The organism is Microbacterium sp. H1-D42, from assembly GCF_022637555.1.
Lineage (GTDB): Bacteria > Actinomycetota > Actinomycetes > Actinomycetales > Microbacteriaceae > Microbacterium.
Genome location: NZ_CP093342.1, coordinates 908278 through 935249, shown reverse-complemented (window position 1 = coordinate 935249; position 26972 = coordinate 908278). Strand labels below are relative to the sequence as shown.

Annotated in this window: 20 protein-coding genes, 1 tRNA gene and 1 other RNA gene; 6 read left to right on the top strand and 16 right to left on the bottom strand. The window is 68.8% G+C overall.

Annotated features, from left to right (window positions below; genetic code table 11):
* Positions 1–69: 69 nt before the first annotated feature.
* From MNR00_RS04395 to ffs, 10 genes are all read right to left on the bottom strand, one after another.
* Positions 70–996, bottom strand: a complete 927-nt coding sequence (locus MNR00_RS04395) for a DMT family transporter (RefSeq protein ID WP_241927959.1) — start codon at positions 994–996, stop codon at positions 70–72.
* Positions 993–1586 carry a recombination mediator RecR gene (recR, locus tag MNR00_RS04390; RefSeq protein ID WP_241927958.1) on the bottom strand — a complete coding sequence of 198 codons (594 nt, stop codon included), beginning with the start codon at positions 1584–1586 and terminating at the stop codon, positions 993–995. The genes MNR00_RS04395 and recR overlap by 4 nt, the downstream gene beginning before the upstream one ends.
* Positions 1586–4231 (bottom strand): DNA polymerase III subunit gamma and tau, encoded by a 2646-nt coding sequence (locus MNR00_RS04385; protein ID WP_241927957.1) that lies wholly within the window; start codon positions 4229–4231, stop codon positions 1586–1588. The genes recR and MNR00_RS04385 overlap by 1 nt, the downstream gene beginning before the upstream one ends.
* 153 nt (positions 4232–4384) lie before the next feature.
* Entirely contained in the window at positions 4385–6892 is a 2508-nt protein-coding gene (locus MNR00_RS04380; RefSeq protein WP_241927956.1) for a glycosyl hydrolase family 65 protein, read from the bottom strand.
* Positions 6889–7629, bottom strand: coding sequence for a beta-phosphoglucomutase family hydrolase (locus MNR00_RS04375; protein ID WP_241927955.1), 741 nt, complete (start codon positions 7627–7629; stop codon positions 6889–6891). The genes MNR00_RS04380 and MNR00_RS04375 overlap by 4 nt, the downstream gene beginning before the upstream one ends.
* Positions 7630–7702: 73 nt before the next feature.
* Positions 7703–8926 carry an acetate kinase gene (locus MNR00_RS04370; RefSeq protein WP_241927954.1) on the bottom strand — a complete coding sequence of 408 codons (1224 nt, stop codon included), beginning with the start codon at positions 8924–8926 and terminating at the stop codon, positions 7703–7705.
* Positions 8923–11058, bottom strand: coding sequence for a phosphate acetyltransferase (pta, locus tag MNR00_RS04365; protein ID WP_241927953.1), 2136 nt, complete (start codon positions 11056–11058; stop codon positions 8923–8925). The genes MNR00_RS04370 and pta overlap by 4 nt, the downstream gene beginning before the upstream one ends.
* Positions 11059–11118: 60 nt before the next feature.
* Complete coding sequence (locus tag MNR00_RS04360; RefSeq protein ID WP_241927952.1) at positions 11119–11691, bottom strand: hypothetical protein; 573 nt, start codon at positions 11689–11691, stop codon at positions 11119–11121.
* A gap of 61 nt (positions 11692–11752) precedes the next feature.
* Positions 11753–12352, bottom strand: a complete 600-nt coding sequence (locus tag MNR00_RS04355) for a rhomboid family intramembrane serine protease (protein WP_241927951.1) — start codon at positions 12350–12352, stop codon at positions 11753–11755.
* 40 nt (positions 12353–12392) lie between these two features.
* Positions 12393–12489: signal recognition particle sRNA small type (gene ffs, locus MNR00_RS04350), an RNA gene on the bottom strand.
* A 98-nt stretch (positions 12490–12587) separates the two neighbouring features.
* On the opposite strand from ffs, the gene MNR00_RS04345 reads away from it, so the two are divergent.
* The 4 genes from MNR00_RS04345 (at position 12588) to MNR00_RS04330 (ending at position 20218) form a co-directional block, all read left to right on the top strand.
* Positions 12588–15575, top strand: coding sequence for a DEAD/DEAH box helicase family protein (locus MNR00_RS04345; RefSeq protein WP_241927950.1), 2988 nt, complete (start codon positions 12588–12590; stop codon positions 15573–15575).
* Between the two features lie 175 nt (positions 15576–15750).
* Positions 15751–16731 (top strand): MoxR family ATPase, encoded by a 981-nt coding sequence (locus tag MNR00_RS04340; protein WP_241927949.1) that lies wholly within the window; start codon positions 15751–15753, stop codon positions 16729–16731.
* Positions 16732–16762: 31 nt separating this feature from the next.
* A complete protein-coding gene (locus MNR00_RS04335) occupies positions 16763–17947 on the top strand; it encodes a DUF58 domain-containing protein (RefSeq protein WP_241927948.1) in 1185 nt (394 codons plus the stop codon).
* A 24-nt stretch (positions 17948–17971) separates the two neighbouring features.
* Positions 17972–20218, top strand: coding sequence for a DUF3488 and transglutaminase-like domain-containing protein (locus tag MNR00_RS04330; protein WP_241927947.1), 2247 nt, complete (start codon positions 17972–17974; stop codon positions 20216–20218).
* On the opposite strand, the gene MNR00_RS04325 is transcribed toward MNR00_RS04330, so the two are convergent.
* On the bottom strand, positions 20205–21113 hold the full coding sequence (locus MNR00_RS04325; protein WP_241927946.1) for a rhodanese-related sulfurtransferase: 909 nt from the start codon (positions 21111–21113) through the stop codon (positions 20205–20207). The two genes, MNR00_RS04330 and MNR00_RS04325, sit on opposite strands and share 14 nt — an antisense overlap.
* 74 nt (positions 21114–21187) lie before the next feature.
* Between MNR00_RS04325 and MNR00_RS04320 the strand changes: the two genes are divergently transcribed.
* Positions 21188–21275: transfer RNA gene (locus tag MNR00_RS04320), tRNA-Ser, on the top strand.
* Positions 21276–21315: 40 nt separating this feature from the next.
* Here the strand turns inward: MNR00_RS04320 and MNR00_RS04315 are convergent.
* Positions 21316–21918: a GNAT family N-acetyltransferase gene (locus MNR00_RS04315; RefSeq protein ID WP_241927945.1), complete on the bottom strand. Its 603-nt coding sequence runs from the start codon at positions 21916–21918 to the stop codon at positions 21316–21318.
* The gene (locus MNR00_RS04310) at positions 21893–22558 is read right to left on the bottom strand and encodes a phosphatase PAP2 family protein (protein WP_241927944.1); all 666 of its coding nucleotides are present in this window, start codon (positions 22556–22558) and stop codon (positions 21893–21895) included. The genes MNR00_RS04315 and MNR00_RS04310 overlap by 26 nt, the downstream gene beginning before the upstream one ends.
* A gap of 68 nt (positions 22559–22626) precedes the next feature.
* On the opposite strand from MNR00_RS04310, the gene MNR00_RS04305 reads away from it, so the two are divergent.
* Positions 22627–22959 (top strand): cupin domain-containing protein, encoded by a 333-nt coding sequence (locus MNR00_RS04305; RefSeq protein ID WP_241927943.1) that lies wholly within the window; start codon positions 22627–22629, stop codon positions 22957–22959.
* Positions 22960–23036: 77 nt separating this feature from the next.
* Here MNR00_RS04305 and MNR00_RS04300 read toward each other — a convergent pair whose 3' ends face one another.
* The 3 genes from MNR00_RS04300 to MNR00_RS04290 all read right to left on the bottom strand — a co-directional run bounded on the left by MNR00_RS04300 (position 23037) and on the right by MNR00_RS04290 (position 26812).
* A complete protein-coding gene (locus MNR00_RS04300) occupies positions 23037–24005 on the bottom strand; it encodes a carbohydrate ABC transporter permease (RefSeq protein ID WP_241927942.1) in 969 nt (322 codons plus the stop codon).
* Positions 24005–25351 carry a sugar ABC transporter permease gene (locus tag MNR00_RS04295; RefSeq protein WP_241927941.1) on the bottom strand — a complete coding sequence of 449 codons (1347 nt, stop codon included), beginning with the start codon at positions 25349–25351 and terminating at the stop codon, positions 24005–24007. The genes MNR00_RS04300 and MNR00_RS04295 overlap by 1 nt, the downstream gene beginning before the upstream one ends.
* A gap of 135 nt (positions 25352–25486) precedes the next feature.
* Positions 25487–26812, bottom strand: a complete 1326-nt coding sequence (locus tag MNR00_RS04290) for an extracellular solute-binding protein (protein ID WP_241927940.1) — start codon at positions 26810–26812, stop codon at positions 25487–25489.
* Between the last annotated feature and the right edge of the window lie 160 nt (positions 26813–26972).

Below are 26972 nucleotides of genomic sequence, written 5' to 3'. Positions count from 1 at the left end.
CCATACCGCTTCGCGCATGTGACGGGGACGAGTGCGCGATCGCGCGGTGTCGGATGCTGCGCGCCGGCGCTACGGAACCGCCGCAGGCGGCGGGCTCGGCGCCCGCGGCTTCAGCCGGCCGCCGGTGGCGGCGAACCAGCATCCGATCAGGACGATCGGCAGCCCGATCACGAGACCGGGCGTCACCGGCTCGGCGAGGAACACGGTGCCGAGGACCAGGGCGACGATCGGGTTCACGTAGGTGAACAGCGGTGCGCGCACCGGTCCCACCTCGCGAATGAGCGCGAAGAACGCCACGAACGCGATGGCCGTGCAGATCACGCCGAGCAGCACCAGCGAGACGGTCGAACGCACCGTCGGCACCTCGTGCTGCGTCAGCAGCGCAGCCGGCAGGTACCCGAGGCCGATCGCCATCAAGGCCAGCGTGATCGTGCCGATCGAGGGGACGTCGGCGAGCTTGTAGGCGATCACGAAAGGCGCGATCGCGTACATCAGGGCCGTGAGCAGGATCTCGCCGATCGCGAGCGCGCTGGCTCCGTCGCGTGGGAACAGCCCCGGGCCGGCGACGACGACGGCCACGCCGGCGAAGCCCAGCAGCAGGCCGCCGAGGCGCACGGGCGCGAGGGCCGAGCGGTCACCTCGCAGCAGGGCGATGAGCACGGCGAACAGCGGCACGGTCGCGACGAGCAGTCCGGTCAGCCCTGAGGGCAGCTGCGTCTCGGCGTGGCTGAGCAGCAGGAAAGGTCCCGCCATCTCGATGAGCCCGAATGCCAGCACCCACGGCCAGTGCTTCCACGCCGCCTTCAGCGCGCCGGAGCGGATCGCGAACGGCAGCAGCACGAGAGCGCCCAGCAGCGTGCGCCCCGAGACGACCGCCGGCGGCGTGTAGGACGCGACGGCCTCTTTGATGAACAGGTACGTGATGCCCCACACGAACGCCATGATGGCGAACAGGATCCAGCCCTTCCGGGTGAAGCCAGGATGCTCCGCGTTCACAGGCGGCGACGACCTTCGAAGGCGCGCCCCAGGGTGACCTCGTCGGCGTACTCCAGGTCGCCGCCGACTGGCAGGCCCGAGGCGAGTCGCGACACCGTGATCTCCATGCTGGTGAGCAGGCGGCTGAGGTAGCTGGCGGTGGCCTCGCCCTCGAGGTTGGGGTTGGTGGCGAGGATGACCTCCTGCACGGTGCCGTCGGCGAGCCTGCCCATCAGCTGCGTGATGCGCAGGTCGTCGGGGCCGACGCCGGCGATCGGGCTGATCGCGCCGCCGAGCACGTGATAGAGCCCGCGGAACTCGCGGGTGCGCTCGATGGCTGCGACGTCCTTGGCGTCCTCGACGACGCAGATGAGCTCGGGGTTGCGGCGCGGATCGCGACAGATCGCGCAGCGGTCCTGCTCGGACACGTTGCCGCAGATCTCGCAGAATCGCACCCGCGCACGCACCTCGGTGAGCAGCTCGGCCAGCCGCGACACGTCGAACGACGGCGTCTGCAGAATGTGGAAGGTAATGCGCTGGGCGGACTTCGGTCCGATGCCGGGGAGCCGGCCGAACTCGTCGATCAGCTCTTGGACGATGCCGTCGTACATCAGCTGAACTTCGTCGGGGGCTCGTAGGGCTCTTCGCGAAGGAACTTCGCCCCGAGCACCTGGCGGATCACGGCCTCGCCACGGCGTTCGACGCCGTCGGGTCCACGACGGCGTGCGGCGGCAGCGCCCGCGGTGGGGCGTGCGGGCACGGATGCCGGTGCCGTGTTGTGAGCGACAGACGGAGCCGAAGTCGCTGGTGCGGACGATGCCGAGGCCGATGGCGCCGGCGCCGACGGCGCGACCGAACCGACGGTGGACGCCTGCGGCCGGCGCGCTTCGCCGGCCGGCGGCCCGTCGTACATCGGATCGTATGGCGGCTCATCGTCGAACGGCGGGTAGTCGTCGTATGGCGGCTGCTCGTCGTCCGGCAGCGGTGGAGTGGCGACAGAGTCGACTGCGCCGTCGACCGGCGGCACCGGTGCGGAGGCGGCAGCCTCGACCTCTGCCGGCTCCTCGTCCACGGGGAACTGCGGCTGCGGCGCGGCGTCCGGCGCGCCAGTGGGAATAGGTGCGGCAGTGGGGATCGGCGCGACAGCCCACTCCGTGACTGTGGCGGATGCGGGACGCGAGGTACCACGCGATGCGTCGGATGCGGCCGGCGCCGCTGCTGATCCGGTCCGCGACTGCCGCTGCTGCGCTCCCCCGATCGGCCCAGGGTCACTCATCGGCTCAGGGTCGCTCATCGGATTGGCCCAACCCGCAGCCGGCGCGTCATCGCCGCCCGCGGCCGGACGGGGCGCGGTCTTGCCAGACGCGCCCGCAGCCGAAGAGGCAGCGGCCGAGGGTACTGCGTCCGAGCGGCTTGCCGCCGAACCGCTTGGGGCTGAGCCCGTGGGCGCTGAACCTGTGGGCGCTGACGAGCCGCCGGTTCCGCCGCTCGGCGGCAGGGGCGCTGGCAGGTACTTCACGGTGACGCCGAGCTCCTGCTCGAGCGCCGCCCGCAGGTGGTCGGACGGGCCGCTGCCCGGGGTCGTGCCCTTGAACCGCGAGACATCGCTCGGACTGGAGAAGCCGAGCGTGAGCACCTCGGTGTCGCCGTCGAAAGCGAGCGGCTGGATGCCAGTGACCATCAGCCAGGACGTGCGACTCATGCCTTCGAGTCGCTTCAGCACGGCAGACCACGCTGCCGTGACCCGTTCGAACGTGACCGGACCCGATGGTGCCGGCGCACTCTCGGGAGCGGCGGGCACGACAGGATCGCTCGCCTTCGTCACCGGCGCGGCAGGTGCAGCCGGTGCAGCAGCGGAGCCGGAAGAGTCAGATGCTGTCGCGTCCGAGTCGACCGGCTCGGTGCCACTGCCGGCTTCGCCACCAGCCGAGGCAGCACTCGAACCGCCCGCCGACGTGGGCGACGCGTCCGTGTCAGCCGAAGCAACCTGGGCGGCAGGGGCAGGCGAAGGGGCAGCCGGCGGAGCCGCGGAAGACACGGGAGCCGTGACCGGAGCCGCAGCGGAAGAAGCAGCCGGGGTCGTCGGAGCGGAGGCCACTGGTGCCACCGCCCGCTGCCCCATGCCGACCGAATCGTGCGGCGCGCCAGCATCCGACGGCGCACCCGCAAGCACGCGCGCGACCATCAGCTCGAGGTGCAGACGGGGCGAGGTCGCACCGCTCATGTCATCGAGCGCCTGGCTGACGAGGTCTGCCGTGCGGGAGAGGCGCGCGGAGCCGAAGGCGCGCGCCTGCGTCTGCATACGCTGCATCTCGTCCGCGGGAATGCCGCGGAGCACGGCCGACGCGCCGTCGCCGACGGCGTCGATCACGATCAGGTCGCGCAGGCGTTCGAGCAGGTCGTCGACGAAGCGGCGGGGATCCTGGCCGGTCTGCACCACGCGGTCGACGGCGGGGAAAGCCGCTGCGGCGTCGCCAGCGGCGAGTGCGTCGACGATGTCGTCCAGCAGGGCGGCGTGCGTGTAGCCGAGCAGTGCGACCGCGCGCTCGTAGGTCACGTTGCCCTCGTCTGAGCCGGCGATCAGCTGGTCCAGCAGCGACAGGGTGTCGCGGGGCGAGCCTCCGCCGGCGCGCACCACGAGTGGCAGCACACCCTCTGCGACCTGCACACCCTCTTCGGTGCAGAGCTTCTCGACGTATTCGAGCATCGCCGCCGGCGGCACCAGGCGGAACGGATAGTGATGCGTTCGCGAGCGGATCGTGCCGAGCACCTTCTCGGGCTCGGTGGTCGCGAAGATGAACTTCACGTGCGCCGGCGGTTCTTCCACGAGCTTCAGCAGGGCGTTGAAGCCCTGCGGGGTGACCATGTGCGCCTCATCGAGGATGAAGATCTTGAACCGGTCGCGGATCGGCGCGTACGTCGCCCGCTCGCGCAGGTCACGGGCGTCGTCGACGCCGTTGTGGCTGGCTGCGTCGATCTCGACGACGTCCAGCGATCCGCCGCCGGCTCGCGACAGCTCGACGCAGCTCGGGCAGACGCCGCACGGGGTGTCGGTCGGTCCCTCTGCGCAGTTCAGGCAGCGCGCGAGAATACGTGCTGACGTGGTCTTTCCACATCCGCGAGGACCGGAGAACAGGTAGGCATGGCCGACGCGGTCACCGCGCAGGGCGGTCATGAGCGGATCGGTCACCTGCGACTGCCCGATCATCTCCGCGAAGGACTCGGGCCGGTAGCGGCGGTAGAGGGCTGTCGTCACCAGACCAGCCTACGGCGTGGCGCAGACATTCTCCTTGCGCGGTCCCTACAGCCCACATGCCCTCCACACCACGCGCGTGGATGCCCATGCTCGGGGCCCCGCGCCCCGAGGCTCCGGACAGCGCGCCAGCGCTGTCCGGAGTGGGCGTGGGGATCAGTCCTCGTACTCCGCCAGGATCGGGATCGACGTGGTGGTCACCGGCACCGACGCCGACAGGCGGGTGCCGTCATCGCGGCGGGCGTCCTCGATCTGGCGCAGCGTCGGCCGTCCCGGCCGAACCGGACCCTGGCCCGCGAGCGCGACCACCGTGGGCTCCCCCACAGCAGCGCGAGCAGCGCGCCCCCGGACGGTGAACTCCACCGGATCGCCGGAGCGCACATCCACCCGCAGCGAATCGCGCGTGACCGTGACCAGCAGATCCGATCCCCACCACTGCAGGGGGAACGACAACTCGGGCCAGTCCGACGGCAGCCGCGGATCGAAGCTCAGCTCCCCTCCGTGGTCGCGCATGCCGCCGAAGCCGCTGACGAGAGCGGTCCAGACACCGCCGGCGGATGCCACGTGCACGCCATCCGAGGCGTTGTGGTGCAGGTCGCCGAGGTCGACGAACAGCGCATGCTCGAAGTACTCGCGGGCGAGATCCTGATACCCGACCTCGGCCGCCATGATCGACTGCACGACCGCGGACAGCGTGGAGTCGCCGGTGGTCAGCGGATCGTAGTAGTCGAAGTCGGCCAGTTTCTCCTCGGCCGTGAAGTGGTTGCCCTGCAGGAACAGCGCCAGCACGACATCCGCCTGCTTGAGCACCTGGAAGCGGTAGATCACCAGCGGGTGGTAGTGCAGCAGCAGCGGCCGCATCTCGGCCGGCGTGCCCTCCAGGTCCCACACCTCGCGCTCCAGGAAGAACGCGTCCTGCGGGTGGATGCCCAGACTCTCGCTGTACGGGATGTGGATCGCCTCGGCGGCGCGATCCCAGGCATCCGCTTCTCCGGCATCCAACCCGGTGCGCTCGACGAGCGCCGCGTACGCCTCGGGGTCGGCCTCAGCCATCTCGCGCACGACTCGCGCCGCGAAGCGCAGGTTGTACCGCGCCATCACGTTCGTGAACAGGTTGTCGTTGACGACGGTGGTGTACTCGTCCGGCCCGGTGACGCCGTGGATGTGGAACGAGCTCTCGCCGTTCGTGCCACGCCAGAAGCCCAGCGTCGCCCACAGCCGCGCGGTCTCGACGGCGATGTCAGCGCCCTCGCGGATCAGGAAGTCGAGGTCGCCCGTGGCGCGCACGTACTTGCCGAGCGCGAAGCTGACGTCGGCGTTGATGTGGTACTGCGCGGTGCCGGCGGCGTAGTACGCCGACGCCTCTTCGCCGTTGATCGTGCGCCACGGGAACAGCGCTCCTGCCTCGTTCAGCTGTGCGGCCCTGCGGCGTGCGGCGGGCAGCATCAGCACCCGGGCGCGCAGCGCATTCTTCGCCCACTGGGGCGAGGTGTACGTGAGGAACGGCATCACGTAGATCTCGGTGTCCCAGAAGTAGTGCCCGCTGTACCCCGACCCGGTCAGCCCCTTCGCCGGCACGCCGGTGCCGTCGGCGCGCGAAGCGGCCTGTGCGAGCTGGAACAGCCCCCAGCGGGTCGCCTGCTGCAGATCGTCATGGCCGGCGATGCGCACATCGGAGCGCGCCCAGAACTCGGCCAGCCACTCCTTCTGAGCCTGGAACAGCGTGTGCACGCCCTCCACGCCGACCCGGTCGAGCGAACGGCGACAGCGATCGACGAGTTCCCGCGCCGGCACCCCGCGCGAGCTGTGATAGCTGACGACCTTGCTGATCCGGATCGGCACACCGGCCTTCGCCTGCACGCGGAAGACGTTCTTGGCGATGTCGGGCTCGATCAGCGACCGAGCGCTGTAGTCGTTCTCGGTCTCGACGACGTGGTCGGCGACGACTGCGACGGTCATGCCCGAATCGGTCACCTGGTACGACAGCGCCGATCGCAGTCCGTCCTGCCAGTACTCCACCGGCTGCAGCACGCGCTCGGTGATCTTCTCGGCCCGGCGCGGGTCGAACTTCGCCTTGCCAGGGCCGGCCGCGCGCTCCGACTCCGCCGCCATCGGGTCGCCGGCGTAGATGCCGGCACCGTCCTGACGGTTCAGCAGCTGGCAGCTGATGGTCACCGGCGCGTCGGCGTTCTCAACCGTCACCTCGAGGCTCAGCACCGTCAGGTGCCGTTCGTCGAAGCTCACCATGCGCTCGTCGATCATGCGCACCCGTTTGCCGGACGGCGTCACCCAGGTCACGTCCCGCGTGAGCACACCGGTGCGCATGTCGAGCACGCGCGAGTAGTCGTGCATCTCGGTCTCGTCGAACGACAGCGGCTCGTCATCGATGTAGACGCGCATCACCTTGGCATCGGGGGCGTTGACGATCGTCTGCCCCACCTCGGCGAACCCGAACGCCTGCTCGGCATGGCGGATCGGCCAGGTCTCGTGCAGCCCGTTGATGAACGTGCCGTGCTCGTGCGCGGCACGGCCCTCGATGTGGTTTCCGCGCAGTCCGAGGTATCCGTTCGCGACCGTGAAGATGGTCTCGGAAACCCCGTCCTCGTCGTACTTCTTCTCGACGAGCCGCCAGGGGTCGACGGGGTAGCGTTCGCGATCAATCATGCAATCTCCAGCAGACGGGAAAGGTCATCGACGATGAGGGTGGCGCCGGCGGCGCGCAGGATGTCGGCTCCGGCGCCGCGATCGACGCCGATGACGATGGAATACCCGGCGGACGCTGCTGACGCGACGCCGGCGACAGCATCCTCCACGGCGACAGCCGACGCGGGATTGACTCCCAGCATCCGAGCGCCCTCCAGGAACATGTCGGGCGCTGGCTTGGAGGCGAGGTGGTCGCGTTCGGCGACGAGGCCGTCGACGACGATGCGGAAGAAGTCGCGGATGCCCGCGCTGGCCAGCACCTCACCGGCGTTCTTCGAGCTCGACACGACGCCCATCGGGACAGACGCGTCACGCAGGCTCTCCAACAGGGCGAGAGAGCCGGGGTACGGGGCGATGCCCTCGCTGCGCAGCGCCGCAGCGAACGCGTCGTTCTTGCGGTTGCCGACGCCGCACACGGTCTCGGCTTCGGGCGGATCGGTGACCTCGCCCCACGGGATCTCGACGTTGCGGCTGCGCAGCAGACTGGCCACGCCGTCGTAGCGCTTCTTGCCGTCGACGTACGCGTAGTAGTCGGCGTCGGTGTAGGGCTCGGCGATGCCCCAGCGGGCGAAGACCTCGTCGAACACCTTCTGCCAGGCGCGCATGTGGACCTCGGCGGTCGGTGTCAGGACTCCGTCGAGGTCGAACAGCACACCGGTGGCGCGGTGCAGGTCGGGGATGTTGACGTCTTCAGGCACGAGACCTCCTCACTCGGGCGTGCACGATCAAGCGTAGTGAAGTCCGGCGCGCGTTCCGAGGGGTGGGAGCGGTTCAGATCACGCTGAGGGTCTGCCTGGCGATCTCCAACTCCTCATCGGTGGGAACGACCAGCACTTCGACGGTCGAGTCGTCGGTCGAGATGCGCCTCGTGCCACGCTCACGGGCGGTGTTGCGGTCTGGGTCGATGTGCACACCGAGGAAGCCGAGGGTCGCCAGCGCGTCCGCGCGCACGTCGGCGGAGTTCTCGCCGACGCCGGCGGTGAACGAGATGACGTCCGCGCCGCCGAGCTGGGCGATGTAAGCGCCAACGTAGGCGCGAAGCCGGTGGATGTACACGTCGTATGCCAGGGTCGCCGCCTGCTCGCCGGCGGCACGGCCGACCAGGATGTCGCGCATGTCGCTGCGCCCCGCAAGCCCCAGCAGTCCGCTGCGCTTGTTCAGCAGGTCATCGAGTTCGTCGACGCCGAGCCCTGCGCGTCGTTCCAGGTGCAACAGGGCTGCGGGATCGATGTCACCGGTGCGGGTGCCCATCACCAGCCCCTCCAGCGGGGTGAACCCCATCGAGGTCTCCACCGAGCGTCCGCCGTCGACAGCGGTCATCGAGGCGCCGTTGCCGAGGTGGAGGACGATCTGGCGCAGGTCGCCGAGTTCGCGCCCGAGGAACGCGGCCGCCGCCTCGGAGACGTACTTGTGGCTGGTGCCGTGGAAGCCATACCGGCGGATGCGATGCTCGTGTGCCAGCGCGGCGTCGAGCGCATAGGTGTACGCCGCGGGCTCGAGGGTCTGGTGGAACGCGGTGTCGAACACGGCCACGTGCGGCACATCGCGGAACGTCGCCTTGGCCGCCCGGATGCCGGCGAGATTGGCGGGGTTGTGCAGCGGCGCCAGCACGATCAGGTCTTCTATGTTGATCTCGACCAGCGGGGTGATCACCGTCGGTTCGAAGAACCTCGCGCCGCCGTGCACGACGCGGTGCCCGACTGCGACCGGAGGATGCTCCGCCAGCGACGGACCGTGCTGGGCGAACTGCGCCAGCATGGCGTCGAAGGCCTCATCGTGGTCGGCGATCGGGCGCTCATCCTCGTACCGCGCCTCGACGATCGTCGGTGCCGGCTCACCGGGCGCAGCGACCGTGTGCACCTTGTGTCCGACGACGCTCATCGTCTGGCCGATGCGCTCGATGAGCCCGCTGGCGAGTTCCACCTCGCGGTTCATGTCGAGCAGGCTGTACTTCAACGACGACGAACCGCTGTTGATGACGAGCACGTGACTCATGCCGTGACTCCCTGCGCCTGGATGGTCTGTGCCTGGGCGCCCTGCGCCTGAATGGCGGTGATCGCCACGGTGTTGACGATGTCTTCCACGAGCGCACCGCGACTCAGGTCGTTGATCGGCTTGTTCAGTCCCTGCAGAACCGGGCCGATGGCGACGGCGCCGGCCGAGCGCTGCACGGCCTTGTACGTGTTGTTGCCGGTGTTCAGGTCGGGGAAGATGAACACCGTCGCCCGGCCTGCGACGGCCGAGTCGGGCAGCTTCGCCTTGGCGACGGCGGCATCGGCCGCCGCGTCGTACTGGATCGGCCCTTCGACGGGCAGCTGCGGATCGCGCTGGCGCACCAGCGCGGTGGCCTCGCGCACCTTGTCGACGTCCGCCCCGGAGCCGGACTCGCCGGTGGAGTACGACAGCATCGCGACCCGAGGGTCGATGCCGAACTGCTGCGCGGTGGCCGCGGATGAGATGGCGATGTCGGCGAGTTGGATGCTGGTGGGGTCGGGGATCACGGCGCAGTCGCCGTACACGAGCACCCGGTCGGCGAGCGCCATCAGGAACACGCTCGAGACGACCTCCACCCCTGGCTTGGTCTTGATGATCTCGAACGACGGGCGGATGGTGTGCGCGGTGGTGTGCGCAGCGCCGGAGACCATGCCGTCGGCCAGCCCCAGGTGCACCATCATGGTGCCGAAGTACGACACGTCGGTGACGGTGTCGGCGGCCTGCTGCAGGGTGATGCCCTTGTGCGCGCGCAGTCGCGCGTACTCGGCGGCGAAGCGCTCGACGTGCTCGGGGTCGGTGGGGCTGAGCACCTGCGCCTCGGCGAGCTCGAGACCGAACGAGGCCGCGCGGGCGCGGATCTCGGCCTCGTCCCCGAGGATCGTCAGGTCGGCCACCCCGCGGGCGAGCAGGATGGCGGCCGCGCGCAGGATGCGGTCATCACCGCCTTCGGGAAGCACGATGCGCTTGCGCTGACTGCGCGCCCGTTCGATGAGTCCGTATTCGAACATCAGCGGCGTGACGACGGTCGACTGAGCCAGGCCCATCTCGATGGTGAGTTCAGAGATGTCGACGTGCGTCTGGAACAGTGCCATCGCACTCTGGTAGCGCTGCGTGTTCTCTGCCGACATCCGGCCGCGGGTGCTCATGATGCGCACGGCGGTGTCGTAGGTGCCGAGGTCGGTGGCGATGATCGGCACGTTCAGCTCGAAGCCGTCGATCAGCTGCAGCACCGGATCCGGCAGCGGGAACGGCCCGTTCAGCACGATGCCGGCGAGAGCGGGGAACGTGCCTGAGGCCGCCGCGAGCACGGTCGCCAGCAGCGTCTCGGTGCGGTCGGCGGCGATGACGACGACGGCGTTCTCGGTGAGCCGGGGCAGCACGTTGACCATCGACATTCCGGCGATGACGATGTTGTACGCCTCGCGACCGAGCAGCTCCTCACCGCCGCGCAGCAGCGTGCCGTCGACGGCGCGGAGGATGCCGCGCATCGACGGTGCGACCAGAGCGCGGTCCTCGGGGATCGCCCACACCGGCGTCCGCCGATCGTCCACTCGCTCGATGATGTCGACCAGGGCATCGGGCTCGGCGCGGTTGACGATGATGGCGAACAGCTCGGCGCGCTCGGCGGTGATCTCGACGCGGGCGAGCGCCGCCATCTGCTCGATCTGCGCCGGCGTGCGCGGAGTGGTGGTGCCCAGCTGCTCTGCCTGATTCTGTCGGTCGCGCCCAGAGAGCACCAACAGCACCGGAACGCCGAGGTTCGCGGCGATCCGCGCGTTGTAGCCGAGTTCGGCGGGGCTCGCGACATCGGTGTAGTCGCTGCCGAGCACGACGACGGCGTCGCACTGCGCCTCGACGGCCTTGAACCGCGCGACGATGGTGCCGAGCGCGGCGTCGGGGTCTGCGCGGACGTCGTCGTAGCTCACGCCGATGCAGTCGTCGTAGTCGAGGTGCACGCCATCGTGGGCGAGCAGCAGTTCGAGCACGAAATCACGCTCCTCGGTCGATCGAGCGACGGGCCGGAAGACCCCCACCCGGTCGGACACGCGCATCAGGGCGTCGAGCACGCCCAGCGCGATCGTCGACTTTCCGGTGTGCCCTTCGGCGGAGGTGATGTAGATGCTGCGAGCCACGCCTACAGCCTAGTGATCGGGCATCCGATCAGCGGGGTGAGGCGTCGGGGAAAAGGCAGGTCAGGGCGTGGGCGTCCTGCACTCCCCCGACAGCGCGTCGACGACCAGCGCGGCATCGTCCGCGAAGCGGGCGTAGTGCTCGCGGTCGGCGTTGACCTGCACCCGATTGATGGCGTGTGATGGCTCCAGTTGCTGCCATCCGTGGATGCGTGCGAGACGGGCAAAGAACTTCCCCGCGGAGGTCGCAGGGTCCATCCGCTCCTCGGCAGTCCCCCACCAGGCCTGCTGCTGGAACAGCCCGATGCTCGAGGTGCGCGTGCCGTCAGGATTGGTGATGCCGGAGGTCTCCCAGTCGCCGTAGTCGATGTTGCGCAGTGAGCTCTCGCCCATAGCGGCCATGACGCCGATGATCTGTCCGTCGCGGGCGAAGCCCTGCTGCTCGGCGGTGCGGATGATGACGGCGGCGTTCTCGAGCTGCTCCCCCTCCCATCCGCTGACGCCGGATGCCGGGAACGTCTGCGGCTCGGCGACGCAGTAGCTGTCGGTCCGCGGCGCGGTCGCGAGGCCGATGACGAGGAGAAGGCCGGACACGACTACGGCGGTGGATGCCGTGATCGCGGCGATCCTCAGCATCCGACGTCTCTGTCGTCGTCGCGCCGCGCGACGGCGCATCTGCGCGGCGCGCGTGCGCCGCTCACTCACGCGTGCCGACCGCCCTCGCGGGCCGGAAGGCCATCAGTCCGCCGCCGATCGCGCCGAACAGGTGCGCCTGCCACGAGACGCCGGTGCCGGCGCCGAAGATGCCGGTGAACATCGACGTGCCGTAGAGCACCACCACGATCACGGCGATCGCGGCGTAGGCGACGCGGTGTGCGAGGCGCCCCGGCGCGAAGACGCGCATGACGACGTATCCGAAGTAGCCGAACACCAGCACCGACGACCCGACGGTCAGCGTGCCCGGCGCGTTCACGAACCATGTGCCGACGCCGCCGACGAGCGCCACGACCGCCGTGACCGTCCAGAAGCGCTTCGCGCCTTCGACGGCGACCAGACACCCGAGCACGAGGAACGGCACGGAGTTGGCGATCAGGTGCGCCCAGTCGGCGTGCAGCAGCGGTCCGAGGACGATGCCCTGCAGACTGCCGAGGTCCCACGAGCGCAGACCCCAGCCGGTGAAGGAACCAGGCAGCACGGCGTCAGCCAGCTGGATCGCCCACATCAGCGCGAGCAGCCCGACCGGCGAGAGGAAGCGCGCGAACGACGAGGTGCGCGCTGGTGCAGTGGGTGCAGTCACATCCACGATCCTGTCAGGAGTTTCGGGGAGGATGCCGAAAAGAAAAGACCCTCCGCGCACCCGACAGAGCCCGGTTACCCTTGCTACGTTTCCGTCCTGGGGGAATTGGCCTGGGTGTCGTCACGCGGAGAGCCGTCGATCAGTCTACCTGACCCCGCGGGTGCTTCTTTCCGGCGGCCTGCGCCGGGACCTGCCGGCGGCGACGGACAGCCTCCGACGGCTACTCTCGAACACGATGTCCTCACCCGCCGACCGACCGGCTGCCACCCGCCTGCTCAACACGCACCCGCTCGCCACGCGCCCGTTCACCGGTTGGCGCTTCGACGGCGACCTGCGCCGGTACCAGCAGGAGGTGCTCGCGCAGATCCCGGCCGGATCGGATGTCCGATCGATGCACATCGTCGCCCCACCCGGCTCTGGCAAGACGCTGCTCGGTCTGCTGCTGGCGGCCCGCGAGGGGCGACGGACACTGGTGCTCGCACCCACGACGACCATCCGGCAGCAGTGGGTGCAGACGGCCAGGCGCCTCGCCTCATCCGACGCCGACGTGTCGGATGATCCCACCGATCTCGCCGATCTCACTGTGCTGACCTATCAGCTGCTGAGCGTCACCGGCGATGGCTCTCCCTTCGACGAGCTCGCCCGGGGCCAGTGGGTCGACGAACTGACGGCGGCCGGTCGCAGCGAGGCCGAGGCCGCCACCTGGCTGGCGCAGCTGGCGGTCGACAATCCGAAGCAGTTCGCCAAGGGCATCCTCCGTCGCGGCAGGGCCTACCGCCGCCGCTTCGTGCAGGAGCGACCGGACGCGCTGGCCAGGGTGCTGCACCCGAACGCCGTGGCGCTGATCGATCGTCTCGTGGCATCCGGCGTCGACACCATCGTGCTCGACGAATGCCACCACCTGCTCGACCACTGGGCGATCGTGGTCTCGTACCTCGCCGCGCGCATCCGCGAACATGGCGGACGCGCGCTGCTGATCGGCCTCACCGCGACCCTCCCCTCTCCCGACGACGGCGACGAGTTCGAGAACTACTCGCAACTGCTCGGCGATGTCGACTATGAGGTACCCACCCCCGCCGTGGTGAAAGAAGGACACCTCGCGCCGTACCGCGATCTCATCTGGTTCACCGAACCGGTGCTGCAGGAGGCGCAGTTCATCCGCCGCCACGAGGACCAGCTGCACGACATGATGCTGCAGGTGCTGGCCTCGCCCGATGGGCTGCGATACCTGCGCGACCAGCTGCAACCCGCTGACGACGATCCTCGCCCCGCAGAGGACGACGATCCTGGCGTCGCAGAGGATGCTGACGAGGCGCACCGGCTCGGGATCGACAGAGCTCTGAGCGCCGATTTCGCCCTCGCTCGGGCGTGCGGCGTGGTGCTGCGTGCGGTCGCTCCGCAGCATCCGCTCAGCGCTCTGCTGAACCCGCAGACGTTCGGGCGCGTCACCACCGATGACCTGCTCACAGTGCTCGCCCGGTTCTCGCTCACCCGGCTGCTGCCCGACCCGGCCGCGCACGAGCAGTGGCGGTACGTGAAGCATGCGCTGGCTGATTTCGGCCTGCATCTGACCGACCGCGGCATCCGTCGCGGTCGCAATCCGATCGAGGTGACCCTGGCGACGTCGATCGCGAAGGATCACGCCGCCGTCGACATCCTGCATCGCGAGCTGCGCGGCGCCGACGCCGAGCACGTCCGAGCCGTCGTGGTCACCGATGCCGTCGAATCGGGAAACCACCGGGGTCTGCGCGGCTCGGCCGCACCCGGCGCGCTGCGGGTATTCGATCTGCTGGCTCACGATCCGGTCACCGCGGCGCTGTCGCCGGTGCTGCTCACCGGTGCGCATCTGCGCACCACTGCGGCGGATGCCACGGCGATCGCCCATGCTCTGGAAGGGCATCTGGGCGCACCGTTCGAGATCGCTGACGGCGTGGGCCCCACCCGCGAGCTGCGCGCAGCCGGCATCGGCGGCGGGCGTCTGGTCGGGGCGGTATCGCACCTGATAGCTGACGGTCGGGTGCGACTGCTGGTCGGCACCCGCGGTCTGCTCGGCGAGGGGTGGGACTGCCCCGCGGTGAACACACTGATCGATCTGACCACGGTCGCGACCAGCGCCGGTTCTCAGCAGTTGCGCGGACGCACTCTGCGGCTCGATCCCGCGTGGGAGCAGAAGGTCGCGCACAACTGGTCGGTGGCCTGCCTGATACCGCCGTCCGTCGACCTCGACGACACCACCGAGGTCGCGCGCCTGCGCCGCCGTCACAGTCACCTCTGGGGGCTCAGCGCCGATGACGGCACGAGTGTGATCACGGGCCTGGGGGCGGCTCTCGACCGCGCGGCTCTGGAGCGCCTCGACGGTGTGCTCGCCAAGGCTGAGGGAGCTGCCATCGACATGCTCAACGCGGCCGCGCTGCAGCAGTTCCGCGACCGCGCCGACACTCGCGCCGCCTGGCGCATCGGCGCGCCCTACGTCGCCCAGGAGCGCGAGACCGTGTCGGTGCGCGCTGCGGCCCGCAGCGCAGTGCTCACCGGGAGGCGACGGGTCGCCGCCCCCGCCGCGGTCACGTTCACGACCGTGTCACTCGGCGTCGGCGTGGCGGCGTCCGCCGTCGGCGCCGCGCTCGAACTCGGCGTCCCGCTGGGCGTCACGACCGCCGCGGCTCTGGCCGCGGGGGCCGCCACCACGCTGATCCGGTGGGGTGGCGGCATGTCCCGCGCCCTGCGGCGGCGCCGCGATCCGGCATCCGGATACCGCGCCGCCGCCCGCGCCGTCAGCCGCGCACTGCAGGATGCCGGTCGCATCCGCGCCCTGCCCGACGAGGCGATCCAGGTGCAGCAGACAGCCGATGAGGGGAAGTCGGGCTTCCGGGTCACGGTGCGGGGTCCGTCACACGACTGTCGTCTGATCGCGGATGCCGTCGAGGAGCTGTTCGGCGCGGCACGCACCCCGCGCTTTCTGCTCGCCATCGATGCGGCTCCTTCCGTGCCGCCTGGCCGACGGATTCGGCGCACGAAGCGCACTCCCCTGCTGCTGCCGGTGCCGCAGTTGATCGCGCGACGGCGTGCGGATGCCGAGCACTTCGCCGCGCAGTGGAACGAGCACGTCGGGCGCGGCGCCCTGATCGAGCTGCAGGGTGAAGAGGGTCTGCAGCTGCTGCGCCTCGCCAGGGCCCAGCCCGGCCAGCTCGATGCCGGCGCTCCGCGCGCGACCCTGTGGGGCTGAGCAGCGGTTCGCTGTGCCGGCGCAACGTCGGAGATCGGCATATTCTCGGATGCCCGATGCCTCATTCGTCCGAGGGTGCGCGGAACTCCGAGCGAGCGCACGGCTCGCGGCGGTCACCAGCATCCGATACAGGGTTACGATCGACTCACGCACCGTCGCGCACGAGAGGCACCGCATGCACGAGAACGTCCCGTCGATCACCGCTGAGCAGTTCGCCGAGCACACCGCACGCATCATCTCGTCGGTGTCGTCCGTGATCGACGGCAAGCCCGAGGCCGTGCGCAGCGCCCTGATCTGCCTGCTCGCCGAGGGGCACCTGCTCATCGAGGACGTGCCAGGCGTCGGCAAGACGATGCTGGCCCGCGCGCTGGCGGCGAGTGTGGATGCCACGGTGCGGCGCATCCAGTTCACCCCCGATCTGCTGCCAGGCGATGTCACTGGTGTCGCCGTGTACGACCCGGTGGCCCGCGAGTTCGAGTTCAAGCGCGGGGCCGTCTTCGCGCACATCGTCATCGCCGATGAGATCAACCGCGCCTCGCCGAAGACCCAGTCCTCGCTGCTGGAGGCGATGGAGGAGCAGCAGGTCACGGTCGACGGCGCCACGCACCGCCTGCCGGAGCCGTTCCTGGTCGTCGCGACGCAGAACCCGCTCGAGATGGAGGGCACCTATCCCCTGCCCGAGGCGCAGCGCGACCGGTTCATGATGCGCATCTCGATGGGGTACCCGGACGCCGCTGCCGAGACCCTCATGCTGCGTCAGCGCGAGATGTCGAACCCGCTCTCCACGATCACCCCGGTGACCGATGCTGCCACCGTGCGGCAGCTGATCGCCTGGGCGCGCCGAGTGCACGTCGCCGAGTCGCTCGAGGAGTACGCCGTCGGCCTCGCACAGGCCACCCGCATGGATCCGAGCCTGCACCTCGGTGCCAGCCCGAGGGCCACTCTTCAGCTCGTCCGCGCAGCGAAGGTGGCCGCCTCCCTCGACGGGCGCGACTTCATCGTGCCGGACGACCTCGCCGGGCTCGTGATCCCGGTGTTCGCGCACCGCATGCTCGCGGCCCGCGGCGTGCACCGCGCCGGTGCACAGCCCGTGGAAGCTGCCCTCAACCAGATCATCGCCCGCGTTCCGGTGCCGTTCGCCGGCGCCCGCGTGTGACCCGAACGCCCATCATCAAGAGCAGCCGATCATGAGACGCAGGCGACTGACCGCACGGGGATGGGGATGTCTGCTCGTGGGCATCCTGCTCGCCGTCGCCGCCAACGTCGTCGGCGCGCGCCCGCTGCTCTACCTCGGCGTGCTGCTGATCCTGCTGCCACTGGTGTCGATGCTGGTCGCCTACCTGCCGCGGCGACGCGGTGACGTGTCGCGCGTGATCTCCACCGACCTGCTCGCCGTCGGCGAGACGTCACGGGTGAGCATGCGTTTCGACCTCTACGCCCCCGGCATCCCGTACGGCACCTGGCGCGACACCCTGCCCGATGCGGTGCGCGGAGACGCCAGCGGCGACTATCCCGCCGAGTCCGCGCTGCTGCGCTACGACCTCGAGGGCGTGCGACGCGGCATCTCGACCCTGGGTCCGCTCGTGCTGCGCACCGTCGACCCGTTCGGCCTCGCCCAGCGCGAGCAGGAGTTCGGTGACACCCGCACCATCACGGTGGTGCCGCAGGTGCTGACTCTGCCTCCGCTGCCGTCGAAGGTGGGTGCCGCAGGCGGTGCGGCGCAGACCCGCTCCAGCCGGCTCGGTCAGGGCACCGACAACCTGATCCCCCGTCCATACACCTCTGGCGACTCGCGACGTCGCATCCACTGGAGGGCGACGGCACACCGCGGAGATCTGATGGTGCGCCAGGAAGAGGAGGAGTCCAGCCCTGACGCCGTCGTCGTGCTCGACCGCTCCGCCGCGCGCTGGGACCGCCCCGGAGAAGCCCCCGATGCCGCCTTCGAGGCAGCTGTCACACTGTGCGCGTCTGCCGCGCTGAGGTTCGTGCAGGACGGCTACAGCGTCGACGTCGTCGACAGCGCGGGCGGCCTGCTCGGCGCGCTCCGGGGACACGAAGACGACAGGGACGGCCTGATGGTCGCCCTCGCCACCGTCACGCCGCGCGGCGAACCGCGCGACATCCGCGCGGTGGTCGGCAGCAACCCTCCTGGCCCGCTGGTGGTCATCACCGGCCGGATGGACGAGGCGGATGCCACGCGGCTGAGCACAGCGGGCGCGGCCGCTCCGATGCTGTTCGCCGCCGGCGCCGAGGACGGAGCGCTCGAGGCCGCTGCCGCACACGGCTGGAACACCGCGGCACTCGACCCCGCCGGAGATCTGGTTGCCGCGTGGACGGATGCCCTGCCTCAGGCGAAGGTGCCAGGTGCCTGATGCGCAAGTCGGGTGAGGTGCGAGATGTTTGATTCGGTGGCGAAGCCGGCAGCGGCGCCGGGCGCACGCGCGGATGTCACCTCAGCTGCCACCGCCAGCCGCCGCCCGGGACCGGTCGGCCCGAGCATCCTCGGCGCCGCTGCGACCCTGGTGGCGATGTGGCCGTACACCAGTGTGATCGCACCAGGCATGTGGACGTTCGTCGTGGTCGCCGTCATCATCGTCGCTGCCCTGTCCGGAATCATCGGGCGGGTCCTGTTCGGGCGGCTGCGCGATGGCATCCGAGATCTGCTCACGCTGCTGCTGCAGCTCGCCGCCACCACGATCGCGTGCACAGCCATGCTGGTCAGCGAGACCGCCCTGTTCGGCATCTTCCCCACCACCACCTCGGTGCGCCTGATCGGCCTGCGGCTTCAGCAGGCGATCGACGAGATCGCAGGCGGGGTCGCGCCGATCGCCGCTTCCATCCCCCTCGCGGTCGCGCTGGGGCTGCTGTTCGCGGTCGTGGCGATCCTCGTCGACCAGCTCGTCTCGCACCGACTGATCGTGCTCACCGTGCTGTTCACGTCGCTGGTGGGCGTGCTGCCCATGCTGGTGTCGTTCGGGGCGATCAACATCGTCTGGTTCCTGCTGCAGGCTGTCATGATCCTGCTGATCCTGCGCTTCGGCGCCCGCCACGACCGACGCTCCCCTCGGCAGTCGTCGTACCTCATCGCCAGCGCCGCCGGAGTCACGGTGATCGCGCTGACGATTGTTGCGACGCCGGCTCTGCCGCTCGGATCGCCCCTTCCAGGCACCGGCCCGATGCTCACGGTTCGCGCCGACCTGCGGCTGGGTGATGATCTGCGCCGCCCGGAGAGCGTGCAGGCACTGACGCTCGTCACCTCTGGGTCGACGCCGCCGTACCTGCGTCTTGCGACGCTGTCCCGCTTCGACGGTGAGGTCTGGCGGCCCGATCGCGCCGACCTGCAGCCGCTGGATCAGGGCTTCGGCGAGCGGGAATGGGCCGAATCGGTCGACAGCGTCGAGCGCCGCGTGTCGATCCGGGTGCTGAACGTCTCCAGTGATCGCCTGCCGGTGCCGTACGCCGCCGAGAAGCTCACCGGCGTGGATGGCGGCTGGCAGTCGATGCCGTTCAACCGCACTGTCGTCAGCCGCACCGAGGATGCCGCAGGCGCCGACTACACCGTGCGCACCGCGACGGCCGACCCCACTCTCGAGCAGATCCGGCGCGCGTCGGCATCGGGCGACACCGCTGCCCCCGCTGAGGGTCTGCCGCCGATCATCGCCGAGACCGCGCGCGAGGTCACGGCCGGTGCTGACACCGACTACGACAAGCTCATCGCGATGCAGGACTGGTTCCGCAGCGAGTTCAGCTATTCGCTCGACGCACCGGTCGAGGAGGGCTTCGACGGCACGGGAGCGGACGCGGTGGCGACCTTCCTCGAGAAGCGCACCGGATACTGCGTGCACTTCGCCGGAGCCTTCGCGCTGATGGCGCAGTCGCTCGGCATGCCGGTGCGGATCGTCATCGGCTACCTTCCTGGCACCGCGACAGACCAGAAGCGCGACGATGACATCATCTATTCGGTCAGCAGCGATCAGCTGCACTCCTGGCCCGAGGTGTACTTCGCCGGGCTCGGCTGGGTGCCGTTCGAGCCGACCGCGACTCTCGGCGTGCCGACCGATTTCGCGTCCGAGGCTGACGGCGGCGGCAGCGGCGAGGGCCCCGACGCCCCCACTCCGACCGTCTCACCAGGGGCGACTCCGTCAGATGCTCCCACCGGTGGACCGGACAGAGCCGACGAGCAGTCGATCGGCGGATCCGAGCTGCAGACCCTCGATCCCACCCCGATCCTGCTGACCTCGCTTGCCGTGCTGCTGATCGTGCTTCTTCCGGGGCTGGTGCGGTTGACGCGTCGGATGCTGCGCACGAGTCGCGCCCGCGGCGGTGACGCCATGGCGGCGTGGCAGGAGCTCGCCGACACCATGCTCGACCTCGGACTGCCGATGCACGACGCAGACACCGCGCGTACGCGCGCCGATGCGCTGATCAGCGCACGCGGCGCAGACCCTGCCGCCATGGGAGTGCTCGTGGATGCTGTCGAGCAGCGCAGCTACGCGAGGACGAAGACCCTGGCCGGCGACCTGGCCGCCCCGCTGCACACCGTGCTGACGCAGCTGCAGAGCAGCGTCAGCGGGCGACAGCGAGCGAAGGCTCGGATGCTGCCGGCATCTCTGCTGCAGGGGCTGAAGTTCAGGAGGCGGTAGCCTCAGGCGCCGCGTGCTCTTCGCACGGGATGGTGTCGCACGTCTCGCACACCACGAACTGTCGACGGCATGAGGCATCGGGGCAGTTCGCGGTGCGCTTGGTGGCGGCCCCGCACCCGGCGCACTCGCCGATGACGGCGGCGTGATCCGAGAAGTCCATCGAGCCGCGCTTGTCGAAGACGTACAGCGATCCCTCCCACAGCCCGTCGTCGCCGTACTGCTCGCCGTAGCGGGCGATGCCGCCATCGAGCTGGTAGACCTCTCCGAAGCCGCGCGAGACCATCAGGCTCGACAGCACCTCGCAGCGGATGCCGCCGGTGCAGTAGGTCACGACGGGCTTGCCCTTGAGGTGGTCGAAGGTGCCGTCGTCGAGCAGCCCGACGAAGTCGCGCGTGGTGTCGGTGTCTGGAACGATCGCGTTCTTGAACCGGCCGATCTCCGCTTCGAGCGCATTGCGGCCGTCGAAGAAGACGACCTCGTCGCCGCGCTGCGCCATCAGCTCGTGCAGCTGCTCAGGGCTGAGCTTCGCTCCGCCGCCGATGACGCCGTGCTCGTCGACCTCGAGCTCACCGGGAGCGCCGAACGACACGATCTCGTCGCGCACCTTCACGCTGAGTTTGGGGAAGTCGGTGCTGTAGCCGTCGGCGTCGACGCCGGTGCCCTCGCTCCACTTGATGTCGGCGTTCTTGAACGCCGGGTAGTCGCGGAACCGGCGCAGCCATTTCTTCACGGCAGGCAGGTCACCGCCGAGCGTGCCGTTGATGCCGTGCTCCGAGATGAGGATGCGCCCGCGCAGCTTCAGCGCTTCGCCGAGGTCTCGCTGCCACAGCCGGATCGCGTGGGGGTCGGCCAGCGGCGCGAACGCGTAGAACAAGACGATCTTCGGGGTGGGCACCTGCAGATTCTACGTGGCACCCCGAGCGTCAGTCTGGGCGTCCGGCATCGGATAGGATGGACAGGTTGTTTCCTGGTGACGTGTCCGAGCGGCCGAAGGAGCACGCTTGGAAAGCGTGTGTTGTGCAAGCAACCGAGGGTTCGAATCCCTCCGTCACCGCCAAATGTCTGAAGGCCCTCACAGCGTGAGGGCCTTCAGTCGTTCAGTCGAACTTCATGCCGTACATCGTCGAGTCCGGTCCGGACTCCAGGCGATGCATGCCGATGCGCTCGTAGAACGCGCCGGCCCCGGTGTTGCTCGGGTTCATGCCGAGGTGCAGACCAGCCACTCCACGAGCGCGCAGCTCGGCGAACAGCGTCGCGATCAGCTGGCGCCCCAGCCCGAGCCCCTGGGTCTCGGGCAGCAGGTCGATGTGCAGGTGCGCCGGGTACTCGGCTGCGTGCTTCTCGGTGCCGGGCGCGCGGCGACTGGCATAGCCGATCGTGGTGTCCTGCCTGGTGGGCTCCGCAGCACCCGACACCGGGTACTCGCTCACCTTGGTCGGCCACCACTTCTCGCGGAACCACTGCTCGAAGGCGTCCGTGTCGTCGGTGGCGACGATGTACCCGATAGCGCGGCCGTCATCCGACTCGACCACCCACGCCAGATCGGGGTCGCGCACCACGTACGGCACGGCCCAGATGTCGCCCCACAGTCGGTCGTCGGTGAAGATGCCGGTCGCGTCTGCTCCAGCATCCGCCGTCTTCACACAGATCTCGTACAGGGCGTCCCGGTCGGCGTCACGGTAGGGGCGGATCTTCGGCACGTTCACTCCTCAGCGATGCGGCGGGCGGGTCTGACCAGCCTAGCGAGGCGAAGCCCAGCAGCATCCCGCCAACCAGCAGCGCCGCCGAGGCGCCCACCAGCGCGCCGCCGACGGTGTCGGTGAGCCAGTGCACCGAGAGAATCGTGCGCGACAGGGCCATCAGGACCACCCAGAGCGCACCAATGATCGCCATCCACACCCGGGGGAAGATCAGCCAGAGCACGACGGCGATCGTCGCCGCGTTGGCCGTATGCCCCGACGGGAATGAACCGAAGTCGGATGCCACGAGCATGTCGTCCGGGCGGGCTCGCCCGAAGATCTGCTTGATCAGCTGCGTGAGCAGGGCGCTTGCGGTGAACGCCGCGAGCGCGTAGACCGCCTCGCGCGGGCGGCGCGACAGCAGGAGCGCGCCGACCGTTGCCAGCGGCACGACGAGGATCGCGATCCACCCGCCGCCGACCCTGTTCATGAAGTAGGCGATCGTCAGCATCCACGGTTCGCGGATCTGCGCCATCATCGCGTTCCAGCCCTCGTCGAAGGCGTTCGTGGCTCCCGCCGGGATCGTCACGATGAGGATGCCGAGGACGATGGCCGCAGCGAGCAGGGCCGTTCCGGTGATCAGCAGCGATCGTCGTGTCATGGCCCCCATTCTGTCGCGATCGCCCGCTGGCCCCAAGGGCGCCGCGCGGCCCGGGCTATCCTCAGATCATGAACGCCGACCCGTCAGTGCTGCTCGCGGCCTCCGCCGCGGAGTTCGCCACCGCGTATCCGATCGATGCGGGACGCGTGCGTCCGCACAAGATCCTCGACGGCGACGGCTTCAAGATCCGGACCCTCACGATGGATGCCGGCGCCGTCATGCGGGAGCACCGCGCACCGGTGCCGATCCTGGTGCAGGTGATCTCGGGACGCGTCCTGTTCCGCGTCGGCGATTCGGAATACGACCTCACCGCGGGTGGCGCGATACAGGTGCCGGCCGGCATCCTGCATGAACTCGAAGCCGTCGACCCCGCACACGTGCTGCTGACCCTGCTGGGCTGATCTCGCTCAGCCGATGCGAGGGGCGGATGCCGGAGCGCATGGCATCCGGCATCCACCTCCTCGTTTCGGTCCTGACGTCAGCCCTTCGTCGCGCCGGCCAGCAGGCCGCGCACGAAGAACCGCTGCAGTGCGAAGAACACGATCAGCGGCACGATGATCGAGATGAACGTACCCGCCGACTGCAGGAACCACTTGTTGCCCCAGGTACCGGACAGCGAGTTGAGCGCCTGCGTGATCGGCAGCGCTCCTGGCGAGGCGAAGATGGTCGCCACCAGCAGGTCGTTCCACACCCAGAGGAACTGGAAGATGCCGAAAGAGGCGATGGCGGGCATCGCCAGCGGCAGCACGATGCGGAAGAACACCTGGCCGTGCCCGGCGCCGTCCACGCGGGCCGCCTCGATGATGTCGCCAGGCAGCTCCGAGATGAAGTTGTGCAGCATGAACGTCGCCAGCGGCAGCGCGAAGATCGCGTGCGCGATCCACACCCTGGCGAAGCTGTACTCCACGTTGTTCAGCCCGAAGCCGGGGAAGATCGCGACGTCGTTGATCGTCAGCCCGTTCGAGAACAGGCTCAGCAGCGGCACGAGCGCCATCTGCAGCGGCACGATCTGAAGGGCGAAGACGAACACGAACAGCATGTTCCGCCCCTTGAAGTCGATCCACGCGAACGCGTACGCGGCGAGCGAGGCCAGGGTGATCGGGATGATCGTCGCCGGGATCGTGATCGCCAGCGAGTTCACGAACGCGGCGGCCAGCGTGGTCGAGGTGCCACCCGAGGTGAGCGCCTCGACGTAGTTCTCGAGCGTGAACTCGGGGTTCGCGAACGCCGTCCACCAGCCTGTGGTCTGCGTGTCGGCGCCGGGGCGGAACGAGGTGACGAACAGACCGAAGGTCGGAATCGTCCAGAACACCGCGATGATCACCGCAGCGATCGTCGCCCCCTTCGAGGTGAGCTTCTTGTGCGCGATCGCCTCATTGCGTCGAGTGTCGCGCGCGACCTGCCGCTTGGTGCGGTTGTCGTTGACCAGGGCTTGGGTGGCGCTCATCAGCGGATCTCCCTCTGCTTGCGCAGCGATTGCGCGTTGTAGATGATCAGCGGCAGCACGAAGATGAACAGCACCACGGCGAGCGCCGACGAGTGCCCGTAGCTCTGGAAGCGCTGCTGCTGATTGACCATCTCGAAGCCGAGCACGGTGGTCTCATCGCGCCCGCCGGTCATCACCGCGACGATGTCGTAGACCTTGAGCGAAGCGATGGTGATCGTCGTGAGGACGACGATGAGCGAGGATCGGATGCCGGGAACCGTGACGTTCCGGAACCGCTGCCACGCGTTCGTGCCGTCGAGCTCGGCGGCCTCCATCTGCTCGATGGGGACGCCCTTGATGGCAGCGGACAGGATGACCATCGCGAATCCGGTCTGGGTCCAGATGAACACGATCAGCAGCATGAAGGTGTTCACCAGCGGCTGCACGGCGAGCCAGTTGACCGGGTCGCCTCCGAAGAACGTGACGATCGCGTTCAGCAGACCGATCTGGTCGCCCTGCCGGTAGTCGTACATGAACTTCCAGATGATGCCGGCGCCGACGAACGAGATCGCGACGGGCATGAACACGAGCACCTTCAGCACCTTCTCACCCCGCGCGCGGTCGATGAACACGGCGTACGCGAGGCCGATGCCGACCGAGATGGTGGGTGCGAAAAGAGCCCAGATGAGCGTGTTGACGACCGACGCCGTGCCGACCGGGTTCGTGAAGACCCAGACGTAGTTCTCCAGGCCGACGAACGCCTCGCCCGTCTTGTCGAAGAACGACTTCACGAAGGTGGCGATGGCGGGGTAGATCAGCCCCATCAGCAGCATGATCGATGCGGGCGCCATGAAAAGCATCAGCTGGAACAGGTATCCGGCGCCCTGGCGCGAGCGGTAGTCGGCGAAGAACAGCAGCCCGCCGACGAGCAGTGCGATGGCGACGACGTAGACGAGCACGTTCTGGTACGGCTTGAGCAGCATGAAGGCCAGTAGCGGAATGAACAGGCATGCCACCAGGCGCATGATGAAGTAGCCGCGCCCCGGACGGGGCGCGTACTCGATGAGCACGAGCAGAACCGCGACCACCGCGGCGAAGACGGCCACCACGATGGGGATCTGCACCAGGGGATGCAGCCCGCCCAGCCACACGAAGAAGCTGTTCAGCGAGAAGCCGATGGTGGTGCGCACCGGGTCCTCCACCGGTGCCGAGAAGATGAGCAGGAAGAACAGCGCCGCCACCAGCACGAAGCCGATGACGACGATGACGCGCGTGGTCCTGCGCCCCTTCTCATCGACACCGTGCGTTGTGGCCGGCAGGTCGGTCTGCTCTCTGGTCCCAGGATTGTCAACTGTCGTCTGCGACATGTGATCGCCCTTCTGAGTACAGCTCCAGGCTCGCTGCCACAGTGCAGTCGGCCCGGGTCGGGTTGCGGATGCGGGGTCGGGCTTTCGCCCGACCCCGCATGTGTCAGCAGGTAGCGCTCAGACTAGCGCTGACTGCTAGTTCTCGTAACCTGCCTGGATGTTCGACAGCACCTCATCGGTGGACTTGCCGTCGACCCAGTCGACCATTCCCTTCCAGAACGAGCCCGAACCGACGGTGGAAGGCATCAGGTCAGAGGCGTCGAAACGGAAGACCGTCGCGTCGTCCTGCATGATTCCCATGGCCTCCTGAAGGAACTCGCTCGAGGCGAGGCTCGGGTCGGCCTTCTTGTTGGCCGAGATCACGCCGCCGAGCTCGACACGAGCATCCGCGAACTCCGGGGATGCCATGAACTCGAGCACCTTGACGGTGGCCTCGTTGTCGTTGAAGCCGGCGACGAACTCGCCGCCACCCTCGACCTGCAGCGCGCCCTCGTCCATGCCGGGCATGATGAACGCGTAGACATCGCCGTCAGGTGCGACCTCGGGCGTCTTGCCGTTCTCATCCTTGACATCGAGGAAGTTCGCCGACAGGAACGATGCCTGGTGCGTCAGCGCGCAGGTGCCATCGGCGACCTTCGCGGCGACGTCGCCGAACGCGGTCGAGTTGATGCTCTTCACGTCGCCGAAGCCGGCGTTGACGTACTCCGGGTTCAGCAGGATCGAGCCGACCGAGTCGAACGCGCCCTTGATCTCGGGGTCGGTGAACTTCACGTCACCGGACACCCACTTGTCGTAGACCTCTGGGCCCGACTGACGAAGAACGAGGTCCTCGATCCAGTCCGTGCCCGGCCATCCGGATGCGTCACCGGACGCGAATCCGGCGCACCACGGGGTCTCGCCGGTCTTCTCGCGGATCGTGTCGGTGAGGGCGATCATGTCGTCCCACGTCTTGGGAACCTCGACGCCCCACTCCTTGAAGTCGGCCGGCCGGTACCAGATGTAGCCCTTCAGGTTCGCCAGCATCGGTGCGGCGTAGAAGGTGTCGTCGAAGGTGCCGTAGTTCTTCCAGTCCGCGGACCAGTTCTCATCGACGGCCTTCTCGACGCCCTCGGGTGCCGCCTGGACCTCACCCGTCTCGACGAGGGTCTTCAGCAGACCCGGCTGCGGGACGACCGCGATGTCGGGAGCGTCACCACCGGTCACCTTCGTGACGATGTTGCCCTCGAAGCCCTTGTCTCCGGTGTACTCGACCTTGATGCCGGTGTCCTTGGTGAACTGGTCGAACGACTTGTTCAGGTCCGTGGCCTCGCTGCCGGTGATGCCTCCGGAGATGCGGACGGTCTGGCCTTCGGTTCCCCCTCCGCCTTCGGGTGCTGCCTCCGCACAGCCGGACAGGGCGATTGCCGCCGCGCCGACCAGAGCGAGGGGAGCAAGCAGGCGGTATCGCTGTGACAGAGCCATGTGTTTTCTCCTCTTCGGGTGGATCACTGGTCCCCAAAGCGGCGAATTCCGCGTACATTGAGGAACCGATTCCAGAACAACCTACTTGCCCCGGGCGCCCCGGCACAATGCCCCGCCTGGACAATCGATCAACCGTTGTCCAGACGTGATGCATTGCGTG

Excerpts from the sequence above, each read along its gene's own strand:
- recR (WP_241927958.1), bottom strand. The coding sequence starts at position 1,586 with ATGTACGACGGCATCGTCCAAGAGCTGATCGACGAGTTCGGCCGGCTC.
- MNR00_RS04380 (WP_241927956.1), bottom strand. The coding sequence starts at position 6,892 with ATGATTGATCGCGAACGCTACCCCGTCGACCCCTGGCGGCTCGTCGAG.
- MNR00_RS04370 (WP_241927954.1), bottom strand. The coding sequence starts at position 8,926 with ATGAGTCACGTGCTCGTCATCAACAGCGGTTCGTCGTCGTTGAAGTAC.
- MNR00_RS04360 (WP_241927952.1), bottom strand. The coding sequence starts at position 11,691 with ATGCTGAGGATCGCCGCGATCACGGCATCCACCGCCGTAGTCGTGTCC.
- MNR00_RS04345 (WP_241927950.1), top strand. The coding sequence starts at position 12,588 with ATGTCCTCACCCGCCGACCGACCGGCTGCCACCCGCCTGCTCAACACG.
- MNR00_RS04340 (WP_241927949.1), top strand. The coding sequence starts at position 15,751 with ATGCACGAGAACGTCCCGTCGATCACCGCTGAGCAGTTCGCCGAGCAC.
- MNR00_RS04335 (WP_241927948.1), top strand. The coding sequence starts at position 16,763 with ATGAGACGCAGGCGACTGACCGCACGGGGATGGGGATGTCTGCTCGTG.
- MNR00_RS04330 (WP_241927947.1), top strand. The coding sequence starts at position 17,972 with ATGTTTGATTCGGTGGCGAAGCCGGCAGCGGCGCCGGGCGCACGCGCG.
- MNR00_RS04310 (WP_241927944.1), bottom strand. The coding sequence starts at position 22,558 with ATGACACGACGATCGCTGCTGATCACCGGAACGGCCCTGCTCGCTGCG.
- MNR00_RS04305 (WP_241927943.1), top strand. The coding sequence starts at position 22,627 with ATGAACGCCGACCCGTCAGTGCTGCTCGCGGCCTCCGCCGCGGAGTTC.
- MNR00_RS04300 (WP_241927942.1), bottom strand. The coding sequence starts at position 24,005 with ATGAGCGCCACCCAAGCCCTGGTCAACGACAACCGCACCAAGCGGCAG.
- MNR00_RS04295 (WP_241927941.1), bottom strand. The coding sequence starts at position 25,351 with ATGTCGCAGACGACAGTTGACAATCCTGGGACCAGAGAGCAGACCGAC.
- MNR00_RS04290 (WP_241927940.1), bottom strand. The coding sequence starts at position 26,812 with ATGGCTCTGTCACAGCGATACCGCCTGCTTGCTCCCCTCGCTCTGGTC.